We start from the raw sequence: 16,946 nt of genomic DNA on the forward strand, positions 1-16,946 counted from the left end.
ATGAGGGTTATTTTCATGGCGGCTTTTACCGTGCGCGTCCCGGACGAAACTGCAACCAGGCATGACCAGCTTGCCGAAAAGGTCGACCGCTCGCGCTCCTATATGGCCGCGCAGGCCATTGAGGACTTCGTAGCCCGTGAGGAATGGCAACTCGCCGAGATAGAGGCCGGGTTGGCCGAAGCCAAGCGCGGCGATTTTGCCAATGGCCGTGATATAGCCGCTGTTGTCGGAAAATACGTCAAGTCGCGGAAATGATCGCTTTCCTGGTCGATGCGGGCGACAAGATCTTCACGCGAGCTAATAGCCCAGCTATCCCTTCTTCCTGGTCATGAAGGCCATCAAGGCGGCGCGGGCCTCCTCGGACTTGAGCCGCGCGCGGAAATGCTCGCTTTCCTGGCTGATGCGGTCAACGAGGTCTTCACGCGAGCCGCGCATCAGGTCACGCGCGATCTTCAGCGCCTGCGGTGGCTTGGCCGCGATCTGGCTTGCGGCGGCAAGCACGGCGGATTCGAGTTCGTTCTCCTCGACCACCGCGTAGATCAGTCCGGCCGCTTTCGCCCGCTCGGCCGAAAAACCTTCGCCCAAACCAAGCAGCGCGAAGGCGCCTTGCCGGCCGAGAATCTGCGGCGCAAGCAGGCTCGACCCGGCCTCGGGGACCAGTCCGAGATCGACGAAGGGCGTGCGGAATAGTGTGCGCGGCGTGGCGAAGGTCAGGTCGCAGTGCAGGTTGAGCGTGGTGCCGATGCCGACCGCGATGCCGTCGACGCCGGAGATCATCGGCTTTTCCGTCCTCGCCAGCGCCATCAGGAAATCCCAGACTTCGGTGCCGCCCTCGCCGCCGGTGGCGACGACCATGAAATCGGCAAGGTCGTTGCCGGACGAGAAGGCGCCTGGAACACCGAGGAAGACATGGACGCGGATCGCCGGATCGGCATCGCCCTCGGCAAGGGCTTTGGACATTTTCGCATACATGGCCCGCGTCAAGGCGTTCTTCTTGTCCGGTCGGTTCATGCGGATGATCTGGATGGCGCCCTGGCGCTCGACGAGGATGTGGTCTGTCACGGGTGATCCTTTGTGAACGTCGTGAAACGTCGACCTGGTGGCTGTCAGGCAGAAATCAGTGTCTGGCCGGCAGCGGCAAGGCTGTCGGCGCCGCCGATGACACGCTCCTTCAGCGCGCCCGCCTCGCCAAGCAGGTTTTCGGCGAAGAAGCGGCAAACGGCGATGCGGCTTTGGTCGGCAAGCGCGCCGCGCGCCAGATAGGCGCCGCCCGCCGCCAACGAGATCAGCCTCAGATAAGGCGTCGCGCCGGCCAGCGCCGCGTCCGAGCGGCCGTCGGCGAGCAGCCCTTGCAGGAATCGCGTCGCCTGGCTGAGATCGTCGAGCGCCTGGTCGAGGCCATCGGCGGTGCGGCCAAAACCTTGAAGGTTCGAGGTCCGCGCTTGATTGGCGACGGCCTTCAGTTCGGCGATGTAATTATGCACATGCTCGCCGCCGCCAAGCGGCAGCTTGCGCGCCACCAGGTCTATCGCCTGGATGCCATTGGTGCCTTCGTAGATCGGCGCGATGCGCGCGTCGCGATAAAGTGCTGCCGCACCCGTCTCCTCGATGTATCCCATGCCGCCATGCACCTGCAGCCCGAGCGAGGCGACCTCGACGCCGACATCGGTGGAAAAGGCCTTGGCCAGCGGTGTCAGCAGATTGGCGCGCTCCTGCCAATGGATGGCTTCATCGCCGACGGATACGCGCGCGTGGTCAATGGCGTGCGCGCAAGAATAGCTGATGGCGCGCGCAATCTGGGTCAGCGCCTTCATGGTCAGGAGATTGCGCTGCACGTCGGGGTGATGGACGATCGGCGCCATGCCGTTGCCGTTATAGCTCGCGGCCTTGCCTTGCCGGCGGTCATTGGCGTAGGCGAGCGCCTTCTGCGTGGCCGTTTCGGCGACCGCAACGCCCTGCATGCCGACGGCGAGCCGGGCATTGTTCATCATGGTGAACATGCAGGCGAGGCCCTTGTTTTCCTCGCCGATGAGCCAGCCGTTCGCGCCGGGGGTGATCCCTTCGAAACCGTCGCCATAGATCATGGTGCAGGTCGGCGAGGCGTGGATGCCCAATTTGTGCTCCAGCCCGGAGCAGAAGACGTCGTTGCGTGCGCCAAGCGCGCCATCGTCGCCGACCAGGAATTTCGGCACCAGAAACAGCGAGAGGCCGCGCGTGCCGGCCGGCGCGTCCGGCAGCCGCGCCAGCACCAGATGGATGATGTTGTCGGTGAAATCGTGCTCGCCATAGGTGATGAAAATCTTCTGGCCGAAGATGCGGTAGGTGCCGTCGCCGGCCGGCTCGGCGCGGGCGCGCAAGGCATTCAGATCCGAGCCCGCCTGCGGTTCGGTCAGGTTCATCGTGCCCATCCATTCGCCTGAGACGAGTTTTTCCAGGAATTTGACTTTCAGCGCCGGTGAGGCATGCTTGTCGAGCGCTTCGACCGCGCCCATTGTCAGCGTCGGGCCGATACCGAAGGCCATGGCGGCGGAGTTCCACATTTCGAGCGCGGCGACGCCCAGCATCGTCGGCAGCGCCTGGCCGCCGAACTCCTCCGGCGCTGACAGCGCGTTCCAGCCGCCGTCGATCCAGCGGCGATAAAGTTCCTTCCAGCCGGGCGGCATGGTGACGGCAGCGCCGCTCAGCACCGCGCCTTGTTCATCGCCGATCTTGTAGAGCGGCGCGACCTCTTCGCTGGCAAAGCGGCCGGCTTCCGCCAGAATGGCGTCGACGAGGTCTTCGCCTAGGTCGCCAAAGGTGCCGGCGTCAAGCGCCGGCTTCAAGCCGGCCACATGCTTCAGCGTGAAGGCGATGTCCTCGACTGGTGCCCGGTACATGGCGCTCGCTCCTCCTCCGTCCGGCATGTCAACTTAAGATCCGTGCCGGCACAAGACCATCCGCTTTTGGGTCGCCTCCCCCGCCTTCTTTTTACGTAAACGTCAAATTTTGTCACGCAGATTTTGCAATTGCTGCAGCACAGGTTAAATTCGGCAAAAGCCGGGCAGATCGACCGGCGACGGATCAACTGGATTGGACCGCCCGTGCTCGCCAGACCTGACGCTTATCGCTGCATCGAGTGCGGCCTGCCCTATCGAGCGGCAGGTTTTTGGCACCATCGGGGCAAGATCGACGACGGCGCCGCCTATTGGTCGGATCGCGGCATTCTGTGTTCGCCGCAATGCTCGCTGGCCCATCACCGCAAGCGCAAGGCTGAGGGAACGCTGCCGCAAGCGCCGGCGCCCGACCCGTTCCACCCTCTCGCCCTGCGTTGATGACCAGCAAAGCCATCCCCGGCACGATTGCGGCGGTCGCCGCGGGCCGCCGAAAGCATTTCCTTAACCATGGCGGTTCAGGATCAGGCTTTGGCCAGCAAGGATCTGCTGTTTGAAGCCGCCGGCGCACCCTCTTCGCCGCCCAGGACTCCTCGTCGCGACCGCGATGACAATGGCGTTGGCGCCGGCACAAGCCTCGGACTTCTCCGAGCCCTGGAAGAATACCGACCGGGCGCTGGTGATCGACGCCTACGAATACAATCCCATCGATTGGACCGAGCTTTCCACCGACAAGCGCATCGTCGGCTTCATCAACAAGGCGTCCGACGGGATGCCGCCAGCGTATTTCTGTTTCGGCGACGAGACCGCGACGCGGCTCTGCAAGGCGCTGTGGAAGCGCCATGCGGTGGCACAGGAACTGTTTCAGACGCGCAAGGTGGTGGCCAAGGCGCTCGGCCTGAAATGGGGCGCTTATCACCTCGCCCGACCCGGCAACCCGGTGGGACAGGCCAATAATTTCATCAATTTCGCGAAACCTGGTCCGGACGACCTGCTTGCCCTCGACATCGAGGAAGACGACCCGACGAAATGGATGTCGCTCGAGGATGCAGAGGAATTCGTGCGCCATGTGCATCGGCGGATTGGCCGTTTTCCGGTGCTCTATACCAACGGCAAGACCGCCAAGCACATCGCCGACAACAAGTACAAATACCGGCTGCTGTCGCGGCTGCCGCTCTGGTATGCGCGCTACAAGCCCGACATCGGCGTGCATTTTCCGATGGGCAACTGGCAAGGCTACGCACTCTGGCAGTTTTCGGCAAAGGCCAATTGCGGCCGGTTCCGCTGCCCCTATCGGGTGGCAGGCACGCCGAACGACATCGATGTCAATGTCGCACCGATGGATGCCGCCGCCTTGCGCGCGCAATGGCCGTTCGGCGGCCTGATCGACGCGCAGCCGGATTACCTCGCCTCGATACCGCTGCCTCTCTCGCGGGCGGCCGGCCTTGCGGGCAATGTCACCCTTACCTATGCGACCGTGGCGCCGCCGCCGAGCTTCACCGAAATGGTCGCCATGTTCAGCGCGGGCTGGGCCAAGTTCCGCGGCAGCTTGCAAATGCCTGCCGTGGGGACAGCGCTGCGTCTTCCGCGCCGGATCGCCGATTATCTGGGGTGGCTGCGAAAGGAAAAGCCCTCCGCATCGGCCGTTGAAGCCGTGCCCACCGATCCGGTCAGCACTGCGTCGACCGAGTTGGATCGTACCCCCCGCTAATCTTGCCCCGGATAATCTTGTACGTCAGCGCGCCTGCTCGCGGGCCACGGCCTGCCAGCCGATGTCGCGGCGGCAAAAACCTTGCGGCCAATCGATCCGGTCGAGCGCGGCGTAGGCTTGTCGCTGCGCCTCGCCGACCGTGCCGCCGGTCGCCGTGACACCGAGCACACGGCCGCCATTGGCGACCAGCGCGCCGCTGTCGATGGCGGTGCCGGCATGAAAGATCTCGACGCCATCGCCCGCGGCCTGTTCGACGCCGCGGATGACCGAGCCCTTTTCCGGCGTGCCGGGGTAACCCTTGGCCGCCATCACCACGGTGAGCGCCGCCTCGTTGCGCCAGCGCACTGAGGTATGTGCAAGCTGGCCGTCGGCGGCAGCGTTGAGCAGGACCAGGAGATCGTCCTTCAGCCGCATCATCAGCACCTGGCATTCCGGGTCGCCGAAACGGGTGTTGTATTCGATCAGCTTCGGCCCGTTGTCTGATATCATCAGCCCGGCAAACAGCACGCCCGAAAACGGCGCGCCAAGCTCGGCCATGCCGCGCATGGTCGGCTCGACGATCTCGCGCATGGTGCGGTCGATCATCTCCGGCGTCATCACCGGGGCCGGCGAATAGGCGCCCATGCCGCCGGTGTTCGGGCCGACGTCGCCGTCACTGAGGCGCTTGTGGTCTTGCGCGGTGCCGAATGGCAGCGCGGTGACGCCGTCGCACAGGCAAAAGAAGCTCGCCTCCTCGCCGGTGAGAAATTCCTCGACCACCACCTCCGCGCCGGCCTGTCCGAAGGACCCGTCGAAACAGGCATCGAGCGCTGCCAGCGCCTCGGCCAAATTAATGGCGACGGTAACGCCCTTGCCGGCGGCGAGGCCGTCGGCCTTGATGACGATCGGCGCGCCCATCCTTTCGACATAGGCCCTGGCCGACGCCAGATCGCCGAAACGGCCATAGGCGGCGGTCGGGATGGCGTATTTCGCGCAGAGATCCTTGGTGAAACCCTTGGAGCCTTCCAGCCGCGCCGCCGCCCTGGACGGGCCGAAGACGCGAATGTTTTCAGCGCGAAGGTCGTCGGCAATGCCGGCGACCAGCGGCCCTTCCGGCCCGACCACGACGAGGTCGATCTTTTTCTCCGTGCAGAACCGGGCCACCGCCGCATGATCGGCAATGTCGAGCGTCACCAGTTCGGCTTCGCCGCCGATGCCCGGGTTGCCGGGCGCCGCGTAAAGCTTCGTCAGCAGCGGCGAGGCCGCGATCTTCCAGGCCAAGGCATGTTCGCGGCCGCCGGAGCCGATCAACAATACGCGCATGCCCAAGTCCCTTGCCATTCCACGATCAGGACTGCGCTATTGCGCCCTGGGCGATGGGTCAAGACATTTGGATGGTTTGGGACAAATTGCGCACGGGAACGCCGGGCATCAACGGGGAAAGGCCGGCTCGCCACCTGCGATATTTTTGCACCCTGACCATTTGGCTTGACGCTTGACGGCGTTCGCCGCTGCTGCCACTTCAGCACGATGGAACCCATCCAGTCGAAAGCAGCCCAGGGCCGCGTCGCCGATGCGCCGAGCGGCCACTGGGTCTACCGCATTCTGCCACGCCTGACATGGCCCTATGCGCAGCTTGCCCGGTGGGACCGGCCGATCGGCTGGCAGTTGCTGCTGTGGCCGTGCTGGTGGTCGGCAGCTCTTGCCGCGAGTGCCTATCCACGCCCTGCTGATCCACTGCTCACGCTGCTGCCGGCGCCATGGTATCTCGTGCTGTTCCTGATCGGCGCCGTCGCCATGCGCGGCGCCGGCTGCACCTACAACGACCTGGTCGACCAGGACATCGACAACCAGGTGGAACGCACGCGCTCGCGGCCGCTGCCGGCGGGAAAGGTCACGCGCCGGCAGGCCTGGGCGTTTCTCGTGATCCAGGCACTGGTTGGATTCGCTGTGCTTCTGCAGTTCAACAGCTTTGCCGTCCTGCTCGGCATCGGCTCGCTCGCCGTCGTCGCCATCTACCCGTTCATGAAGCGATTCACCAATTGGCCGCAACTGGTTCTCGGGCTTGCCTTTTCCTGGGGTGCGTTGATGGGATGGGCGGTCGAGTTCGGCGATCTCGATGGCCCGCCCGTCATGCTCTGTATCGGCTCGATCCTGTGGGTGATCGGCTACGACACGATCTATGCGCATCAGGACAAGGAAGACGACGCCATCGTCGGCGTGCGCTCGACCGCACGCCTGTTCGGCGACAACACCAAGACCTGGCTCGTCGGGTTTTATGGCGGAGCGCTGGTCTGCTTCGCCGTCGCCTTCGCGGCGGCGCAGGCGCCGGTACCGGCGCTGGCCGGGCTGGTCGCCGCCGGCGCCCATATGGCGCGGCAAATCGCAGTGCTCGATATCGACGATCCCGACCAGTGCATGCTTTTGTTCAGGTCGAACAACCAGGTCGGCTGGCTGATCTTCCTCGGCCTGATCGGCGGCGCGTTGTGGGTGGCGCTGAAGCCGCTGATGTAGGCGCCCTTTTTCCCTTCTCCCCTTGTGGGCCCCTTGTGGGAGAAGGGAAAGCGCTCACTCTATTCGTCGCGCGAAATAATTTCCTGGCCGCCGATCACCAGCCTGAGGCCGAGGGCGCCGGCCCTGCGGCGAGCGAGGAAGCGCGGACGACGCGTGGTCGAAAGTCGACCCTTGCGGCGGTCCTGCGCGGGCAATGTCTTGATGGCGGCGCCAAGCGATTCCTCCAGCGTGCGGGCGATGCCGTCGGATTCGATCAGAAGCATCGGCAGACGGTAGGCATCGGCCCAGGCGCGCCAGTCGGCGGCGACATCCTCGAGATCGTCGGCCACCAGCAGTGGCACCGACAGCATCGGATCATTGTGCAGAAGCTCCAGCGTCACCGTGACATTGCCGTCCGGATCCTCCATTGCGCGGGCTGCCACGCCACGAAACGCGTTGGCGGGCAGAGCGATGAACGCACGCACGCCGCTCATCTCCAGCACGCGGCGAATGACGGCGCCACGGTGGTCGATGGTGAAGGTAACGTCGCCATAGTCGTCGCGCGTCGCGTAGCTCACCACCTGCGGCAGGCGGAATGGGTCGAGGCGCATATTGCGCCCGGCCCAGACTGGCTTCAGTCCAGTGTTCATATCGTGCCTTTCCTGTCTCTCCTGAGAGCCGGTCTTCCGGTTCTCCGGGCCGGTTTTTCCAGCCTCGTTGTGGGGAAACATTAGCGCGTGCTTCTTATCGCGGCGCTTAAGAAAGTCGGTTAAATTTTGCTGATCTCGAGGGGATGGTTATCGGAATGCGACCATTCACAAGGCGGCGAAAGGATCAGATAACCTTACCGGGATTCATGATGCCGGCCGGGTCGAAGGCCGTCTTCACCCTGCGCATCAGTTCGATCGCCATCGGCGGTGCCGTCGCGATCAATTCGTCCCGCTTCAACTGGCCGATGCCGTGCTCGGCCGAGATCGAGCCGTGAAGGCTGCGCACGACATCGTGCACGGCCTTGTTCATGGCGTGATAGAGCCCGAGAAACGCTTCGTCATCGCCGCCGATCGGCCGCGAGATGTTGTAGTGGAGATTGCCGTCGCCCATGTGGCCGAAACACACCTCGCGCGCACCGGGGCTGACCGATTGAACGGCGCCGGCCGCCTTTTCGATGAATCGCGGGATGGCCGCCACCGGCACAGAGATGTCGTGCTTGATCGATGCGCCTTCGGGCTTCTGCGCCTCGGGCAGCAGCTCGCGGAAATTCCAGAAGGCATCGCCCTGCGCGATGCTCGCCGCAATCACTGCATCGCCGACGATCTCCTGCTCGAGGCCGGCTGAGAGCACCTCCTCGATGAGGGTCCTGGCATCCTGCGCCGAGCGGCCCGAAGAGATCTGCATCAGCACATACCATGGCCAATCCCCGGACAGCGGCCGCACGACGCCTGGCGCGTGCAGAAGCGTAAAATCGTAGGGCCTCTGGCCGATCAGCTCGAAAGCAGTGAGCGCAGCACCGGCGTGATCCATTGCCAGGCTGAGCAGGGACAGTGCCGCCTCAGGTGACGACAGGCCGGCAAAGGCCACCTCGCGCCCCTTGGGCTTTGGGAAAAGCTTGAGCACGGCGGCGGTGATGACGCCGAGCGTGCCTTCCGCGCCGATGAACAGGTTCTTCAGATCGTAACCGGTGTTGTCCTTCTTCAGCTTGCGCAGATCGTCGAACACCTCGCCGGTCGGCAGCACCACTTCGACGCCGAGGCACAGCTCACGCGCATTGCCATAAGCGAGAACGCCGGTGCCGCCGGCATTGGAAGAGAGATTGCCGCCGATCTGGCAGGAGCCTTGCGCGGCAAGCGACAGCGGAAACAGCCGGTCGGCGGCATCGGCCGCTTCCTGCAGCGTCTGCAGGATGACCCCGGCCTCGACGGTGGCCGTATTGGACAGGACGTCGACCTCGCGGATGCGGTTCAGCCGCGACAGCGACAGCACGATCTGGCGGCCGGACGTGTCCGGCACCTGCGCGCCGACCAGCCCGGTGTTGCCGCTTTGCGGCACGACCGGCGTTCCCGTCTCGGTCGCCAGCTGCATGATGCGGCTCACCTCGTCGACGCTGCCGGGCCTCAGCACCAGCGCCGTCCGGCCATGCCACAGGCCGCGTCTCTCCGTGAGGTAAGGCGCGATATCCTGCTGGTCGCGAAGCGCATATTTGTCGCCGACGATTGCCGCAAAGCGGTCGATGAGGCCGGGGTCGATATGCCTTGAGATGTCGTTCATGGATGGGAAACTATGGTGCTCAATCGATCTTGTCACGAGGGGCGGCGGCGCGCGAAAGCCGGTCATTGATCGCCTCGCCCAGCCCGTCGTAGGGGATCGGCTCGACGGCGATTGTCTTGGCGCCGCTGCGATCGAGATCCTGCATGTGAGCAAAGAGGTTGGCCGCGGCCTCGCGCAGGTCGCCGGTCTCTGACAGGTTGCGCAAGGCGGCAGCGCCCTGCCAGCCTTCGGCGCGGCGGGGGCCGAATGCCAGCAAGGCTTCGCCCTTTGCGACTTTTGCGGCGTTGACCCGCACCGAAGCACCAGGCGCGTAATGCGAGGCGAGCATGCCCGGCGCCTCGATGCCCGCCGCACCGCGCAGAAGCGTCACGCCGGCGGCCGCTTCGATCTCCTCGGCGGCAATGCCGCCTGGCCGCAGCAGCCGCAGCTTTCCGCCCTCGATCTTGACGATTGTCGATTCGAGCCCGACCGACGTCGCGCCGCCATCGACCACCAGCTTGATTCTTGGACCGAGATCGGCGGCCACTGCCTCGGCCGTCGTTGCGCTGATCCTGCCTGAGGAATTGGCGCTGGGCGCTGCAAGCGGGCGTCCGAGCCTGGCGATCAGTTGGCCGCCAAAGCCTTTCGGCATGCGCAGCGCGATCGTATCGAGCCCGGCGGTGACCAGCGGATGAATGCCGTTGCCGGGCCGCTGCGGCAGCACCAGCGTCAGCGGTCCCGGCCAGAATGTCTGCGCCAGCCTTTTCGACACGGGATCGAACAGCGCGATGCGCTCAGCCATCGCCAGATCGGCGACATGGGCGATCAGCGGATTGAAGCGCGGCCGGCCCTTGACCTCGAAGATGCGCGCCACGCCAACGCCATTGGTGGCATCGGCGGCCAGCCCGTAGACGGTTTCGGTCGGAATGGCGACGACATCGCCGCCTTCGAGCAGCGCCAGCGCCCGCTCCATCGCCTCGCCGGCGGCAAGTATCTCAGCCATTCTCATCACCTTATAGAAGCGGGACCTGACAGATGCGGGACCTCACGGATGTGGGTGCGTAGTACGGTGACGTTCACGGGGCAAGTCCGGGCGGAAGCGAATTGCCAATCGCTAAAATGCTGGCTTTCCTGGCAAGCCCGCATCAATTTCCGGACGCTATGGTGCCGGCTTGTTGGGCAAGGGGAACTATCATGGTCTGGGTGCGTATCTCGGGGGCGCTTGGCCTCACTCTGGCGGCGGGCACAGCACAGGCTTCATCCTTCGTTGTTCCCGGTGCACCATCCTCGACGCCGTCCGTCATCAGGCTCGGCGCGCCTGAACCGGTGAAGGGCGCTGGGAGTTCCTCGACGCCATCGATCGTGGCGCTCGGCGAACCAGTGCCCGATGTCACCTATGAAAAAGTTTCTGCGATCCCGAGCCAGCCCAAGCCCAAGCATGATTTCATGCAAAGCCCGATGATCATTCGCGGCGGCATCGTCGGTGACCCCTTCGCAAAGCCGGCTCCCAGCACCGCACCTGCCGCGGCAACTGCTGCCGCAGCGCCCGAGGCGGCCACCAAATCCGACAAAAAAATTACCGCAACGAACAGCCCGCCTGAGCCCGCAACACCGCAACCAATGCCCATCCCCGAGATCGACCAGGCCAGATAGCCGTTCGCGGCCAGGACGACGCTCGCCTAAATTGCCAAGCCTCAGCCGGCGATTTTCGAGAAATCCGCGACCTGGTCGGTCGCTGCCCGGATGCGCGCCAGCAACGCCAGGCGGTTGGCGCGCACGGCCTGGTCCTCATCATTCACAAGAACGCGTTCGAAGAATGAATCAACCGGTTCACGCAACGCGCTAAGCGCCAGCATGGCGGCGGAAAAGTCTTCGTTGTGAATCGCTTGGCCGGCTTCCTTCTCGGCCTGATTCACTGCGGCAAACAGCGATTTCTCGGCCTCTTCCCGGAACAGAGCCGGCTCAACACGTTCGGCGATCGTCGTTTTCTTCTTCTCCTCGGCGGCCAGAATGTTGGCCGCGCGCTTGGTGCCGGCAAGCAGGTTCCTGCCGTCCTCGGTGTCGAGGAAGGTGCCAAGGGCTAGGACGCGACGAACGATTTGCAGGAGATCGTCGTTGGACGATTGGCCAATCTCCCCCCTTGAGGGGGAGATGCCCGGCAGGGCAGAGGGGGTCGTCTCGCGTGGGTCGGCGACCCCCTCTGTCGCCTTCGGCGACATCTCCCCCTCAAGGGGGGAGATCAGGCGCGAGCCCGCTGACAACACCGCGTCAATCAGATCGTGCCGGGCGCCCTGGTCGCGGAGATAGACCTTCAGGCGGTCGTGGAAGAAGGCGAGGAGATCGGCGCCAAAGGGCCGTCCGGACGCGAGATAGTTCGCCATCTGGCAAGCGCGGTCGAAGAGAGATGTCAGCGCAAGCCGGACGCGATTCTCGACCAAAATCCTGATCACTCCCAGCGCCGCTCTTCTCAGCGCATAGGGGTCTTTCGACCCCGTCGGCTTTTCGTCGATCGCCCAAAAGCCGACCAGCATGTCGAGCTTGTCGGCGAGCGCTACGGCCACCGATACCGTATCGGTCGGCACGCGGTCGGACGGGCCCTGCGGTTTGTAGTGGTCCTCGAGGGCTGCGGCGACCGAGGGATGCTCTCCCTGCAGCAGCGCATATTTGTGGCCCATGGCGCCCTGCAATTCCGGGAACTCGCCGACCACCTCGGTGGTGAGATCGGCCTTGGCCAGGACTGCGGCACGGCGCGCCAGCGCGGTAATCTCCCCCCTTGAGGGGGAGATGTCGCCGAAGGCGACAGAGGGGGTCGGCACGTCCTGGCGCGACGCCCTATTATGGACAGAGGATGCCGGCGTTTCACGCGCAACGACCCCCTCTGGCATGCCGGCCATCTCCCCCTCAAGGGGGGAGATTGCGCTCGCTACGAGCGGCGCCAGTTCTTCGGCCAGCCTCTTGATCCGCTCTACCCGCTCACCTTGCGTGCCGAGCTTGGCGTGGAAGGTGACGCCGAGATGGTCGAGGCGGGCCATGCGCTGGTCGAGCGGCTTTTTGAGATCGAGCCCGAACTTTTCTGCCGATGCCTGCAACTGGTCGAGATCAGGCAGGTCATTCTGGTCGGTCTTCCAGAAATAGAGCGCGTCGGAGAGGCGGGCGCGCACCACCTTGCCATTGCCGTGGGCGATCTCCCTGCCGCCGTCGCTTGCTTCGATGTTGGCGGTCAGGACGAAGCGATTGGAAAGCTCCTCACCGGCGCCCTGCGGCCGCGTCACAAAACACTTCTGGTTGGCGCGGATGGTCAGCCGGATCACCTCGGCCGGAATGGCGAGAAAGTCCTGCTCGAACTCGCCCATCAGCACGACCGGCCATTCGACCAGGCCTGACACTTCCTCAAGCAGCCCCTCGTCCTCGACAAGGGCGAGCCCGTTGGCGAAAGCAAGATTCCTGGCGTCGGAAAGGATGATCTGCTTGCGCCGGTCGGCGTCGAGCACGACCTTCGCCGCCTCCAGCTTGGCGGCATAGTCGTCGAAACGGCGCACGCTGATTGCACCCGGCGCGTGAAAACGATGGCCGTAGGTGATGTTGCCCGAGCGGATGCCGTCGATCTCGAAAGCGACGACCACCGGCTCCTCGGTCTCCGGGCCGAAGGTGCAGAGGATGGACTGCAGCGGCCGCACCCAGCGCAACGATCCCGGTTTCGCCGAGGCCGGCCCCCAGCGCATCGATTTCGGCCAAGGAAAGTCGCGGATGATGCCCGGCACCAGTTCGGCGATGATTTCTTCCGCCGCCCGGCCCGGCTTCGCAATATGGGCGACATAGAAGTCGCCCTTCTTCGGATCGGCGTGGACATGCGCCTCGGCGATCGAGGAAAGACCGGCCTTGCGCAGAAAACCCTGGACCGCCTGTTCGGGCGCCTTGGTCGAGGGTCCCTTGATCTCCTCGCTTATGTCCTTCGAGCGCGCGGTCACGCCGCGAATGTCGAGCGCCAGCCGGCGCGGCGTCCAATATTCGCGCGCCGCCTCATAGGTCAGCCCGGCCTCGACCAAACCGTCCGTCATCATCTTCTTCAGGTCGCCCGCCGCCTTGCGCTGCATGCGCGCGGGAATCTCTTCCGAACGGAGTTCTAAAAGCAGGTCGGGCATCAATTGTGCTCACGCGGCAAAATGGTCCAGGCGGCATAGCAACTCGGCTGGCCGCTGTCACCCTTCCCCCATCCAATCGGCCCCCATGCAATCGGCCCCCATGCAATCGGCGCATCTGCCGACGATTGCCAAAATATTCCGCTGCCTGTCGGGTCGAAGCGGGGTCATCCGTCCTTGGGTCAAAGATCTCCATGAACCGAACGCAGCGCTGAAGCGACCAACGCTCAGGCAGAGAACTATTGGCTGAACGACTATGAAGACGGCATCGACATTCCTGCAGATCCTCGCGCTCAGCGCCTGTTTTGCGGCGCAGGCTCATGGCACGTTCACGATGCCTGGCGTTAGACAAGCGCTGCGGACAATGGCTGGCTCCAGCGGCCAAGGCGTATTGCCAATCAGCGCTTCAGTCGAAATCGCAAACAACCTCTGGAGCTAAGCCGCCAGACCACCCGCCTGCGTCAGCAAAAACGCCTCGCCGCAGGCTTTCGCCAGATTGCGCACCCGCAAGATGTAGCTCTGCCGCTCGGTGACCGAAATCACGCCGCGCGCGTCGAGCAGGTTGAAGACGTGGCTGGCCTTGATGCATTGGTCGTAGGCGGGAAATACCAGGCGGTGGTTCGCATCCCCCTTGAGGGGGTGGCCGGACGAAGTCTGGCCGGGAGCGGTCGCTGGGACCTTACTTGCGGTGCCTTCTGTGGCAACCCCCTCTGCCCGCTCCGCGGGCATCTCCCCCTCGAGGGGGGAGAAAGGCGCGCCGGCAGCGAGCAGCGCCTTGCACTCGGCTTCGGCGTCCTCGAAGTGCCGAAGCAGCATCGCGGTGTTGGCGAATTCGAAATTGTGCCGCGAATATTCCTGCTCGGCCTGCAGGAAGACCTCGCCATAGGTCACCTTGTCGGCGCCGTCGCGGCCGTTGAAGTTGAGGTCGTAGACATTGTCGACGCCCTGCACATACATGGCCAGCCGCTCCAGCCCGTAGGTGAGCTCGCCCGCCACCGGCGCGCATTCGATGCCGCAGACCTGCTGGAAATAGGTGAACTGCGACACTTCCATGCCGTCGCACCAGCACTCCCAGCCCAGCCCCCAGGCGCCGAGCGTCGGGCTTTCCCAGTCGTCCTCGACGAAGCGGATGTCATGCAGAAGCGGATCGACGCCGATGGCCGCCAGCGAGCCGAGATAAAGTTCCTGCAGATTAGGCGGGTTCGGCTTCAGGATCACCTGGTACTGGTAATAGTGCTGCAGCCGGTTCGGATTCTCGCCGTAGCGCCCGTCCTTGGGCCGGCGCGAAGGCTGCACATAGGCCGCGTTCCAGCGCTTTGGCCCCAGCGCGCGCAAGGTCGTCGCCGGGTGGAACGTGCCGGCGCCGACTTCCATGTCATAGGGTTGGAGAACGACGCAGCCATAGTCCGCCCAGTAGTTATGCAAGGTCAGGATCAGCCCCTGGAACGAGCGGCTGGGATGCATATGGGCTGGGATATCAACTGTCACGGCGGCCTCGACGGAGCGGCGGAATGCGGCACCTGCTGGATGAGGCCGCATGATCTTGTCCGAAAAGTCTGCAACTTTTCGGGATCAGGCTCTAGAGCGCCGCCCGCCAAGCGTCAAGGCAAAGGGTCAGCCCTTCGGCGCGGGCGCCGGTTCGGGCTTGACCTTCGGGGTTTCCTGCGCCGTGTTGGATACGATCGGCGGCAGGCCCTTCAGCAGTTTCTGCTGCAAGGCGGCGAGCACGCCGGGATCCGGCTTCAGGTCGCGGGCCTGGTTCCACTGGAAGGTGGCTTCCAGCCTGCGGCCGACGCGCCAATAGGCATCGCCGAGGTGATCGTTGAGCACCGGATCCTCCGGCTTCAGCGACACGGCACGCTCCATTTCGCGCACAGCGTCTTCAAACCTGCCCATGCGGAAATAGGCCCAGCCCAGCGAATCGACGATGTAGCCGTCGCTCGGCCTGAGCTCGACGGCCTTCTGGATCATCTGAAGGCCCTCCTCGAGGTTGATGTTCATGTCCACCCAGGAATAGCCGAGATAGTTCAGAACCTGCGGCTGGTCGGGGAACAATTCCAGCGCCTTGCGGAAATTCGGCTCGGCCTTCGGCCACTCCTTCAGCCGCTCATAGGCGATGCCGCGCTGGTAGAAAATGTTCCAGTCGGCGCGGGTCGGGGTCTTCAGCACCGCCACCGCCTTGTCATAGAGATCGGCTGCGGAGCGGAAATCCTCCTTCGAGGCATAGACGCCACCGAGCGCCTGATAGGCGCGCATGTCGCCGGGATGCGCTTCGACTAGGGCCTTCAGATGGGCGATGGCCTCGTCATAGCGGTCGAGATCGGCAAGGTTGAGGCCGAGCTGCAGTTCCGAAAGCGCCTTCAGCGGCGAACTGGCCGGGATGCGGCGATAGAAGGCGATGGCGCCCTCGCCGTCCTTCAACTGCTCGGAAACGGCGGCGAGTTGGACGAGGGCCGCGTCGCTGTCGGGCCTCAGTGCCAAGGCATATTGCAGATACAGGCGGACGAACGGCTCGCCGCCGCCGCGATTGAGCGCGGTGGCGAGATCGAGCAGAATTTCCGAGGCGCCGTCGGACGGGCCGGCAACGAAGGGTTCGACCTTCTCGCCCTTGGTGATCCTGTCGCGAAGCGCTGATATCTCGACCTTGCCGGGTGCAAATGCCTCGGCCTGATCGAGCACGGACAGCGCCTTGTCCTTGTCGCCCTTGCGGGCAAGGAAGGAGGCATAGGCCTGGGCGTTGCGCATCCAGGTTTCGGGCGCGGCGCTACCGGTTGCGGTGTCCTGCAAGGTGGCGGCGTAGATCGCATCCGCATTTTCGGGCAGGCCCGACGCATCGGCGATCAGCGCGCGATGGAAGGATTTGAAGAGGCCGAACCAGTCCGGGCCCTGCAGCTTGTCGATGGAGGCCATGGCCTCGCCGGGGTCGCCGGCGCCCTGCTTGGCCCAGCCGGTCATGACGCCGGAGATCAGCCGGTCGAGGTCGGATTCGAGCGAAAGCTTGAGCCAGTACTCGGCCTTGGAAAAGTCCTTCTTGTGAAAGGAACCGACGGCCAGCGCCAGGCGCGAGAACCGCTCGACGTCGGGAACCGTCTTGAGCTTGTCGGCGTAGACCAGGGATTCTTCGAAGCGTCCCTGCGCGATCAGCGACAGCATCAGGCTTTGCTGCAACGAGGTGTCACCGGGAGCGAAGGCGAGCGCCTGCTTGTAGTAGGCGATGGCGCTGTCGAGATCATTGTCGCCTTCGGCGACCCGCGCGGCAAGATAGGCCCCCGAGAACGACGTGATATTGACTGGCGCGGTGGTCTCTTTGGCGTAGGCGGGCAGACCGGAGACCGCCATGCCCGTCACAATTACCAGCCCTGTCAGCCAGCGCGCACATCCTTGCCGCATCGTATCCCTTTCAGTCAAAGCCATGCCCACGTCAGCGGGATCGCCGTAGACTCGATCTTTTCCAAGCAAAGCATGGCCTTTTTGCGGTGAGGCTTCAACCCGGCCCGAATTCACAATCGG

At 64.3% G+C, this 16,946-nt stretch carries 14 protein-coding genes; 5 read left to right on the top strand and 9 right to left on the bottom strand.

What is annotated here, in order from left to right:
- The first annotated feature begins 15 nt into the window (after positions 1 to 15).
- On the top strand, positions 16 to 255 hold the full coding sequence (locus tag BQ8794_RS25580; RefSeq protein WP_077381364.1) for a CopG family ribbon-helix-helix protein: 240 nt from the start codon (positions 16 to 18) through the stop codon (positions 253 to 255).
- 54 nt (positions 256 to 309) lie between these two features.
- On the opposite strand, the gene BQ8794_RS25585 is transcribed toward BQ8794_RS25580, so the two are convergent.
- Together BQ8794_RS25585 and BQ8794_RS25590 are read right to left on the bottom strand one after the other, a co-directional pair.
- A complete protein-coding gene (locus BQ8794_RS25585) occupies positions 310 to 1,062 on the bottom strand; it encodes a crotonase/enoyl-CoA hydratase family protein (protein ID WP_077381365.1) in 753 nt (250 codons plus the stop codon).
- Positions 1,063 to 1,106: 44 nt separating this feature from the next.
- Positions 1,107 to 2,876 (bottom strand): acyl-CoA dehydrogenase family protein, encoded by a 1,770-nt coding sequence (locus BQ8794_RS25590; protein ID WP_077381366.1) that lies wholly within the window; start codon positions 2,874 to 2,876, stop codon positions 1,107 to 1,109.
- Between the two features lie 204 nt (positions 2,877 to 3,080).
- On the opposite strand from BQ8794_RS25590, the gene BQ8794_RS25595 reads away from it, so the two are divergent.
- Both BQ8794_RS25595 and BQ8794_RS25600 read left to right on the top strand, forming a co-directional pair.
- A complete protein-coding gene (locus BQ8794_RS25595) occupies positions 3,081 to 3,311 on the top strand; it encodes a hypothetical protein (RefSeq protein WP_077381689.1) in 231 nt (76 codons plus the stop codon).
- Between the two features lie 166 nt (positions 3,312 to 3,477).
- The gene (locus BQ8794_RS25600) at positions 3,478 to 4,581 is read left to right on the top strand and encodes a glycoside hydrolase family 25 protein (RefSeq protein ID WP_077381367.1); all 1,104 of its coding nucleotides are present in this window, start codon (positions 3,478 to 3,480) and stop codon (positions 4,579 to 4,581) included.
- A gap of 24 nt (positions 4,582 to 4,605) precedes the next feature.
- On the opposite strand, the gene purD is transcribed toward BQ8794_RS25600, so the two are convergent.
- Positions 4,606 to 5,883: a phosphoribosylamine--glycine ligase gene (gene purD / locus BQ8794_RS25605; RefSeq protein WP_077381368.1), complete on the bottom strand. Its 1,278-nt coding sequence runs from the start codon at positions 5,881 to 5,883 to the stop codon at positions 4,606 to 4,608.
- A 207-nt stretch (positions 5,884 to 6,090) separates the two neighbouring features.
- On the opposite strand from purD, the gene ubiA reads away from it, so the two are divergent.
- Positions 6,091 to 7,074, top strand: a complete 984-nt coding sequence (ubiA, locus tag BQ8794_RS25610) for a 4-hydroxybenzoate octaprenyltransferase (RefSeq protein ID WP_077381690.1) — start codon at positions 6,091 to 6,093, stop codon at positions 7,072 to 7,074.
- A 59-nt stretch (positions 7,075 to 7,133) separates the two neighbouring features.
- Here ubiA and BQ8794_RS25615 read toward each other — a convergent pair whose 3' ends face one another.
- From BQ8794_RS25615 to BQ8794_RS25625, 3 genes are all read right to left on the bottom strand, one after another.
- Positions 7,134 to 7,703 (bottom strand): DUF6101 family protein, encoded by a 570-nt coding sequence (locus tag BQ8794_RS25615; RefSeq protein ID WP_077381691.1) that lies wholly within the window; start codon positions 7,701 to 7,703, stop codon positions 7,134 to 7,136.
- A gap of 184 nt (positions 7,704 to 7,887) precedes the next feature.
- Positions 7,888 to 9,318 (bottom strand): FAD-binding oxidoreductase, encoded by a 1,431-nt coding sequence (locus tag BQ8794_RS25620; protein ID WP_077381369.1) that lies wholly within the window; start codon positions 9,316 to 9,318, stop codon positions 7,888 to 7,890.
- 19 nt (positions 9,319 to 9,337) lie between these two features.
- The gene (locus BQ8794_RS25625; RefSeq protein WP_077381370.1) at positions 9,338 to 10,300 is read right to left on the bottom strand and encodes an L-threonylcarbamoyladenylate synthase; all 963 of its coding nucleotides are present in this window, start codon (positions 10,298 to 10,300) and stop codon (positions 9,338 to 9,340) included.
- Between the two features lie 191 nt (positions 10,301 to 10,491).
- On the opposite strand from BQ8794_RS25625, the gene BQ8794_RS25630 reads away from it, so the two are divergent.
- The gene (locus BQ8794_RS25630; protein WP_077381371.1) at positions 10,492 to 10,950 is read left to right on the top strand and encodes a hypothetical protein; all 459 of its coding nucleotides are present in this window, start codon (positions 10,492 to 10,494) and stop codon (positions 10,948 to 10,950) included.
- 41 nt (positions 10,951 to 10,991) lie between these two features.
- Here the strand turns inward: BQ8794_RS25630 and glyS are convergent, their stop codons facing one another.
- The 3 genes from glyS to BQ8794_RS25650 form a co-directional block, all read right to left on the bottom strand.
- Complete coding sequence (glyS, locus tag BQ8794_RS25635) at positions 10,992 to 13,439, bottom strand: glycine--tRNA ligase subunit beta (protein WP_077381372.1); 2,448 nt, start codon at positions 13,437 to 13,439, stop codon at positions 10,992 to 10,994.
- Between the two features lie 432 nt (positions 13,440 to 13,871).
- A complete protein-coding gene (locus BQ8794_RS25645) occupies positions 13,872 to 14,924 on the bottom strand; it encodes a glycine--tRNA ligase subunit alpha (RefSeq protein WP_244555117.1) in 1,053 nt (350 codons plus the stop codon).
- A gap of 126 nt (positions 14,925 to 15,050) precedes the next feature.
- Complete coding sequence (locus tag BQ8794_RS25650; RefSeq protein ID WP_077381692.1) at positions 15,051 to 16,826, bottom strand: tetratricopeptide repeat protein; 1,776 nt, start codon at positions 16,824 to 16,826, stop codon at positions 15,051 to 15,053.
- Positions 16,827 to 16,946 lie beyond the last annotated feature (120 nt).

Source organism: Mesorhizobium prunaredense, assembly GCF_900156895.1.
Taxonomy (GTDB): Bacteria; Pseudomonadota; Alphaproteobacteria; order Rhizobiales; family Rhizobiaceae; genus Mesorhizobium; species Mesorhizobium prunaredense.

Excerpts from the sequence above, each read along its gene's own strand:
- BQ8794_RS25580 (WP_077381364.1), top strand. The coding sequence starts at position 16 with ATGGCGGCTTTTACCGTGCGCGTCCCGGACGAAACTGCAACCAGGCAT.
- BQ8794_RS25590 (WP_077381366.1), bottom strand. The coding sequence starts at position 2,876 with ATGTACCGGGCACCAGTCGAGGACATCGCCTTCACGCTGAAGCATGTG.
- BQ8794_RS25600 (WP_077381367.1), top strand. The coding sequence starts at position 3,478 with ATGACAATGGCGTTGGCGCCGGCACAAGCCTCGGACTTCTCCGAGCCC.
- purD (WP_077381368.1), bottom strand. The coding sequence starts at position 5,883 with ATGCGCGTATTGTTGATCGGCTCCGGCGGCCGCGAACATGCCTTGGCC.
- ubiA (WP_077381690.1), top strand. The coding sequence starts at position 6,091 with ATGGAACCCATCCAGTCGAAAGCAGCCCAGGGCCGCGTCGCCGATGCG.
- BQ8794_RS25615 (WP_077381691.1), bottom strand. The coding sequence starts at position 7,703 with ATGAACACTGGACTGAAGCCAGTCTGGGCCGGGCGCAATATGCGCCTC.
- BQ8794_RS25620 (WP_077381369.1), bottom strand. The coding sequence starts at position 9,318 with ATGAACGACATCTCAAGGCATATCGACCCCGGCCTCATCGACCGCTTT.
- BQ8794_RS25625 (WP_077381370.1), bottom strand. The coding sequence starts at position 10,300 with ATGGCTGAGATACTTGCCGCCGGCGAGGCGATGGAGCGGGCGCTGGCG.
- BQ8794_RS25630 (WP_077381371.1), top strand. The coding sequence starts at position 10,492 with ATGGTCTGGGTGCGTATCTCGGGGGCGCTTGGCCTCACTCTGGCGGCG.
- glyS (WP_077381372.1), bottom strand. The coding sequence starts at position 13,439 with ATGCCCGACCTGCTTTTAGAACTCCGTTCGGAAGAGATTCCCGCGCGC.
- BQ8794_RS25650 (WP_077381692.1), bottom strand. The coding sequence starts at position 16,826 with ATGCGGCAAGGATGTGCGCGCTGGCTGACAGGGCTGGTAATTGTGACG.